A 6825-nucleotide genomic window follows, 5' to 3' on the forward strand; every position below is an offset into this window, starting at 1 on the left:
ACGACGCGGGTCTGTATATCGGGTGCAATATGAGTCATGACTGAGAGTAAAGAGAAAGGTTTAGTAGAAAATGGCACAAAACTCTGAAAAATCCAGCCTATTTTGAGGGGGCTGAATAGTTACGAACCATAAGTACTTCCGATAGGTGCTGTGAAAGAAAAACGGTAATCTCCCTTCTCTGTCCATCATTTAATACCCTGCCTAAAAGAGACCTTTGTGCTTGTTTTTAAGTGTGCTAGTTGTAAAAAGAAACTCTGGAAATACCTGAAAATAGGTAAAGGTAATGTGATACGGATTCATAAAAGTCGCATTTCCAAACACTATACTGACCTGGATCTTGAAGGTCTGAAAATGGATGAAAAACTGTTTTGTTCCTGCGGTCAGCCTCTCGGTAATAACAAAGGCAGTTTTATCAGTGTGGCCAAAAATAGTCTGGTCAGTTCCGGAAGCAAGGAACACAAACGCTGAGTCAACAATGTGTCCTGCCTGAAACTTAGCATGAACTATAATTCACACCCCTTTTTAACGGGATGTGAAAAATGAAGTACTTTTTGCAGCCTACTCTTCTTTCTTTTTTTCTACTCAACTTTCTGTTGGTTGTCAACTTTCTGCTGGTTGTCGGCGTCCATGGGGATGGTGATGGCGTCCTGGTTGTTAATACTTCCGTTCCCTTGATACCTGAAAAAGCCGATCGATTTGCTATGCCACAAGAAATCAGCCTCGGTGGTGGAGGCTTTGATCAATACCCGGGAGATGGCTTTGGTCGAGGCTTGGGTAGCAGTCCATTGCCGGTTATTACGCTGATGTTAAGAAGCACTTCCGGAAAGCTGAATCTGAAGAGGAACGATGCTGATCCTTCAACTGGGCAGCAGGGCTTTGGGCAAAGACGTCAGTCAGATGGAGGTGCGATTGGACAGGGTCGTTCAGGAGGGGAATTGCCACCGGATGATGACTGGAATTTAGAAAAACAGTTGCAGGAATTTGAAAGCTTATTGGCTCAGCTTGATAAAGAAATGACCAGTTTGCTCGGAGAAGTGGTTTTACTCTCAGATCTTGATGACACTTTATTGCCAGCCAATCGAGGAAAAAGAGAACTGACGAAGCGATTAAGGGAGTTGTTTGCAGCCTTTGTCAATAAATGGCGTGATCGGGGAAAGCTAAGGTTGGTTGTCGTAACCGGTGCCATTATTGGTCACGGCGAATGGCAGTATTTTGCTGATCACCAACTGCCAGAGCCTGATTTTTTGGTGTCGCTCGGAAGTGGTGTCAGAGCCTGGAATGCAGCCGTTAATGTGATGGCTCGTCCAGAAACTGGTTTTTATAATGACTTTATGCCTGCAGTCAGTCAGCTACCGGGAAACTTGCATATCCGGGCAGACGGTTTTCATTTTGACCGATATATAAGTTTTACTGCCGACCTGACTCAACAACTGGCGCAACTCTTCGCCGCACAGGGTATCTCTATTACCGATGCCCAAAATAACGAGCTCGGTCCCATCTTTGCTCTCACTGTTGGCCCTCAGCTGAATCTTAATAATAAAGAAGCAAGAGATCTGTTGAGGCGGGCGGCCTTTAATCTTTTTGGCGCTATTGCCAAGCTCAGATTTAATCCTGATAAGCATGAAGTGACGCTTTCATTACCTGTAACCAAAGGAGAATGGATGAGCAGGCTGGCGAAAGCGATGGGGTTGAATGGCTCCACCATCATTGCAGCGGGTGACAGTGAAATAGATGAGGACATGCTGGTACCCAAGCAAGGCAGTCATTTTTCGGTTCATACCGCTATTGTTGTGGGCAATGCTGGTCGTGGTTTTAAGGCTCAAATGATGAGGAGCCCTGGGGTTCTGATGAGTACCTTCAGTTGTATTCTCGGGGTAGCTCAGGGCTTTCTGAAAGGGTTGAAGCAGATTGTTCTGGAACAGGCTATGAGGGCTATTCAAGTGTAAAGTGTGCTGGTCATGATTTCTTGGATCTACTTGTCATAAGAGTAACGAATTTGACCACTGATCCTTTGCATTTTACTTGAACTCTACTATTTCGGATTGAGTGTCTAATCTCTGATACAGGCCAATCTCAGGGAAGAGTGTTATGCCAAGGCTTCCAAGTAGCGGAGGTGCGGGGGGCGTCAGACCTAACTCGTCCAGCTCATCAGACAAGAAATTGACGCTTCAGAACAATCCGGGAAAATATAAGCAGAAGAAGGTCGAGGAATCCGACTTTAAAGATGTTTATATGAATCCAAGCTTTGACAGTGATGATTCCGGTGATGAAACTCCAGATACTCAAGCTGCTGAAAGAAAGGTCAGTAAGTCCAAAACAAGTAAGCACTCTTTAGGCCATGCCCTCTCGATGATGCACAAAAGTATGGATGACACTCTGCCTGCCCCTACAGTAGAGATAGAGCTTGAAGACGATGTGTTCATGCCTGAGCAGGTGGTCATGTCAAAAAGTGACATTGGCTTTGTCGATGGAGAAAAGAAAGCTCCCAAACCGGATCTTTCCGAAGACTTCAAAGCCAATATGACCACAGGCACCTTCAACCGCTTTAACAAGGCTATGTACTACAAGGGACCGGTTCGCTTTCTGGAATCAAAGCGACACGACAGTGCGCCTGTTGAAACCATTCTGATCCATGGAACGTTTAACCCTGATGCCCCTGAAAGAGGGTGGACCCGCCCGGATATTAAAGCCAATGAAGAGCTCCGTGAGCGATACGGCGGCAAGTTAAGTTCCATTCAGTGGAGTGGTAAGAACCACCGTGAGGCGAGAGTTGAGGCAGGTAAAGCCCTGGCCGAAAGAATTGAGCGTAATTATGAGAAGGGTATTGAAACTAATATCATTGCCCACAGTCATGGTGGCAATGTTGCTTTTGAAGCCTTGAAGCTTTTGGAATCAGCAGAGGTTAAGCAGCTGATTACCCTCGGAACCCCGATTCGAGACGACCATATACCTTCCCGGGAATTTATAGCCTCAAAAGTAAACACTTACATTCATGTCTCCGGTGGCAAGGATAGCGTTGCCGGCAAAGGTGGAGTGGATTGGGTTAAACCCGGTCGAGGAACGTTGAAGATTGAGAAAAGACGAAGGGGGTTCAGGGCGAAAAAGGATACTTCTCGCGCTAACCTTCATCTCCATATCTCCGATGCGACCCACAGTGAGTTGCACCGGCCACAGGTTTTAGGCCAGTTCGGACCAAAGGGTTTCTCAAGTAGTATTTCTGAGGATGATGAAGAATAAAGCGGCGGCCAATTGGCCGCCATTTTTCATACTGTAAAAAGCTTTGACTCTATTACTGATGTCTTATTAGATCGCTTCTGTGGTTTTGATCAGCCACTCCAGATCTTCTCCTTCAAGCAGAGGTGACAATTCACTTCTCACCTTCGAGTGGTAATTATTCAGCCACTCAATCTCTTCACCATTCAGCCTATCGAGCAACAGTGGTCGGGTATCAATAGGCGCCAGAGTCAGGTCTTTCAGCTTGTAGAATTCACCAAACACAGTCTTGATATCTTCTTCAACCAGCATGATATTTTCGATTCGGATACCGTGTTTGCCATTACGATACATACCGGGTTCGTTGGTAATCAGCATACCGGGCTTCAGTGGCACATCCAGAAAACCCTGACTGACACTGTGTGGGCCTTCATGCACATTCAGGAAATAGCCAACACCATGGCCGGTACCATGATTGTAATTCTGACCTTCAGCCCATGCGGGTTGTCTTGCCAGCATGTCCAGTTGGATGCCACGGGTACCACGAAGGAAGCGGGCTCGTGCCAGGTTGATATGACATTTGAGCACCAGGGTGTAATCTTTCCTTTCTTCTTCGGTCATTTCGCCGCAGGCAAAAGTACGGGTAATGTCTGTGGTGCCGTCAGGGTACTGGCCACCTGAATCAACCAGCAGAAGGCCTTTGGGCTGCACTGTCAGGCAAGTTTCTTCCTCGGCACGATAGTGGATAACCGCACCATTAGGCGCATAGCCGGCGATAGTTGGAAAACTTGGGCCTTTGAATTCAGGCGCTTGCGCGCGAAATGCCTGAAGGTTTTCGTCCAGAGTGACTTCGGTCAGGTTTCCTGTGGGGATTTGACCTTCGAGCCAGCGCATAAAGCGCACAATAGCCACACCATCACGACGATGGCAGTCACCCATGCGGTTAATTTCAACCGGGTTTTTAATCGCTTTGAGATTTCTGGCTGGGCTGGTGGCCTCAACAACATCGACGCTGTCTGGAATAGCATCGTACAGCCACTGGCAGGTAGTTGCCGGATCAATCAATAGTGCTGCGTTATTCAATGATGACAGGCTATCTGCAATGGCTGAGTAGGCGCTCAGCTCTACCGAAGAGGCTTTCAAGGCTTCCAGAGCTTCTTTTTCTATACGACTGTCGTCAACAAAAAGCTGTGCTGAGTCGTTAGTAATATGAGCATAAGCAAGAAAAACCGGATTACACTCAACGTCAGAGCCACGCAGGTTGAACAGCCAGGCAATATCGTCCAGTGCTGTTACCAGTACATGCTCTGCCCCGGCGGCTGTCATTTCTGCACGTACTTCAGTCAGTTTTTCTTCTCGTGTTTTTCCCGCCATCGCATCGTTGTGGAGAAAGACTGGCTCAGTAGGCAGGGCTGGACGGTCTTTCCAAACGTCATTCAGCAGATCAAGATCGGTTTTCAGAGACAAATTTTTGCTATCAAACGATTGCTTGAGATTTCTGACGAACTTCAGGCTCATAACCTTGCCGTCAAAGCCAACGATCTGGCCTTCATCCAGGTTATCGGTCACCCATTTGTTGATGGGGGGCACATCGGGTTGCCCTTGCTTCATCAGTTCAATACCAGTGCCTGCCAGTTGTTCTTCACCCTGAAGAAAATAGCGGCCATCGGTCCATAAGGCGGCCTGATCCTGAAGGACAACTACGGTTCCTGCAGATCCATCAAACCCGGAAAGCCAGGCGCGGCCATTCCAGTGATCAGCTGCGTATTCACTTTCATGTGGGTCGGAACTCGGAATAATCCAGGCGTGAATGTTCTGGCTTTTCATTGCTGACTGTAATGCTGCCAGCTTCTCTGTAGTGGTTATCATAAGTTCTGTTCTGAAATGCCTGTGGCGAAGTAACAATGTCAGGTGATGGCGTTACTATAACTGCCTTTAAGGGAAATCCGAAAGGGGAGAAAAGCCGTTTGCATTTCAGGCTTTGTTACAATGCTACGGAAATATTCTGATATTCTCTCTTCTCTGCTCAATCCTCATGAGATTCTCTTACGTGAATCGAACCTTGCTAGCCATTCTGTTTTTTATCCTGCCTGCGTTCAGCTTTGCCAATGAAGTTGAAGTGTTGCACTGGTGGACGTCTCCCGGTGAAAAGGCAGCAGTGAGTGTTCTGGAACGCCAATTAAACGACAAAGGAATTAAGTGGGAAGACTTTGGTGTAGAAGGAGGAGGTGGTAGCAAGGCTATGACCGTGCTGAAATCCAGGGTGATTTCCGGAAACCCTCCAACCGCAGCACAAATCAGGGGCAAAGGTATTCAGGAGTGGGCCAGCCTCGGCTTGCTGACTGAAATTGATGATGTCGCCCGGAAAGAACGATGGGACGAAAAGTTACCTCCTATGGTCAGTGAGACCCTGAAGTTCCAGGGGCATTACGTGGCAGCCCCCGTCAATATTCACCGAAACAACTGGCTTTGGGTTAATCCGCAAGCGTTCAGAAAAACCGGGCTCGAATTGCCGGAAACCTGGGAGGATATGTTTCGGATTGCGCCACAGCTGCAAAAGGCCGGATACATTCCTCTGGCCTACGGCAGGGAGCCTTGGCAAGCCTCCGCTATTTTTGAATCCGTGTTGTTGGCTACCGGAGGTGCGGATTTTTATCGTGCAGCTATGGTAGAAAATGATCCCGAAGCACTCACCAGTAAAACCATGATGAAAACCTTTGAAACTATGGCTCGAATTCGTGGTCTTTTTGACCAGGGCAGTAGTAGGAGGAGCTGGGATCAGGCCACACAACTGGTGATTGATGGCAAGGCTGCCATGCAGTTAATGGGGGACTGGGTCAGGGGGGAATTTCTGCTCCAGGATAAGCAACCCGGTAAAGACTTTTTGTGCATTCCGGCTCCCGGTACGAAAGATGCATTCGTGTATAACATCGATAGTTTTGTCATGTTCAATATGCCAGATGAGCAACAGAAAAAAGCCCAGCAATCGCTTGCCAGCCTGTTAATGAATCCTGATTTCCAGATTGCATTTAATCTCAAGAAAGGTGGCATACCGGCACTGGATTTTATTGATGATCAGGACATGGATATTTGTGCCCGAAAAAGCCGAAGGGATTTTAACCGTAGCATGGCGCGTGGCACACTGGTGCCCAGCACCACCCATGGCATGGCTGCTGGAGAGCGTGTTCAGAATGTTGTCAGTGAAGTCGTCAGTCGGTTCATTAATGATCCAAATGCCGATCCTGCTAAGGCAGTTAAACAGCTATCGTTGGCAATCAAGGCTTTAAAATAGTTCTGTTTTGAATGCGCTCTGGTCCTTCTCAGTGATTAGGGCAACGTTATCTTGTCTGAAGCGTACTGAGTCGTTTGGATCTATAGGCTTCAGATCACAGAGTCAGTGATTTATCGATTTTTATATTGGGACTGTTCGTTGTTGCACGGAACACACTATGGTGAGAGATCAATTTAAAGTCAGGGGCTACGTTGAAGGGTTTGAAACAGTATTGAGTAATCTATGATTATCTATCATAATCTCACACTATGGATAAGAGATTAGTCAAGATTGGTGAAGCAGCTCGCTTGCTGGGTACTGACCACTCAACATTGAGGAAG

The 6825-nt window shown here is 47.3% G+C and carries 5 protein-coding genes; 4 read left to right on the forward strand and 1 reads right to left on the reverse strand.

The window, feature by feature from the left end; genetic code table 11:
* The first annotated feature begins 216 nt into the window (after positions 1-216).
* From ACR2PX_RS15395 to ACR2PX_RS15405, 3 genes are all read left to right on the forward strand, one after another.
* The gene (locus tag ACR2PX_RS15395) at positions 217-468 is read left to right on the forward strand and encodes a hypothetical protein (protein WP_434000238.1); all 252 of its coding nucleotides are present in this window, start codon (positions 217-219) and stop codon (positions 466-468) included.
* A 71-nt stretch (positions 469-539) separates the two neighbouring features.
* On the forward strand, positions 540-1946 hold the full coding sequence (locus tag ACR2PX_RS15400; RefSeq protein WP_434000239.1) for a hypothetical protein: 1407 nt from the start codon (positions 540-542) through the stop codon (positions 1944-1946).
* 142 nt (positions 1947-2088) lie between these two features.
* On the forward strand, positions 2089-3237 hold the full coding sequence (locus ACR2PX_RS15405) for an esterase/lipase family protein (protein WP_434000240.1): 1149 nt from the start codon (positions 2089-2091) through the stop codon (positions 3235-3237).
* 66 nt (positions 3238-3303) lie between these two features.
* Here the strand turns inward: ACR2PX_RS15405 and ACR2PX_RS15410 are convergent, their stop codons facing one another.
* Positions 3304-5082, reverse strand: a complete 1779-nt coding sequence (locus ACR2PX_RS15410; RefSeq protein ID WP_434000241.1) for an aminopeptidase P family protein — start codon at positions 5080-5082, stop codon at positions 3304-3306.
* Positions 5083-5263: 181 nt separating this feature from the next.
* Here ACR2PX_RS15410 and ACR2PX_RS15415 point away from each other — a divergent pair, with 181 nt between their 5' ends.
* Entirely contained in the window at positions 5264-6505 is a 1242-nt protein-coding gene (locus ACR2PX_RS15415) for an ABC transporter substrate-binding protein (protein WP_434000242.1), read from the forward strand.
* The last annotated feature ends 320 nt before the right edge of the window (positions 6506-6825 follow it).

The organism is Endozoicomonas sp. (assembly GCF_051008435.1).
In the GTDB taxonomy this organism is placed as follows: Bacteria; Pseudomonadota; Gammaproteobacteria; order Pseudomonadales; family Endozoicomonadaceae; genus Endozoicomonas_A.

What these genes read in the sequence shown, in the direction of transcription:
- ACR2PX_RS15400 (WP_434000239.1), top strand. Translation starts at nt 540, where the DNA reads ATGAAGTACTTTTTGCAGCCTACTCTTCTTTCTTTTTTTCTACTCAAC.
- ACR2PX_RS15405 (WP_434000240.1), top strand. Translation starts at nt 2,089, where the DNA reads ATGCCAAGGCTTCCAAGTAGCGGAGGTGCGGGGGGCGTCAGACCTAAC.
- ACR2PX_RS15410 (WP_434000241.1), bottom strand. Translation starts at nt 5,082, where the DNA reads ATGATAACCACTACAGAGAAGCTGGCAGCATTACAGTCAGCAATGAAA.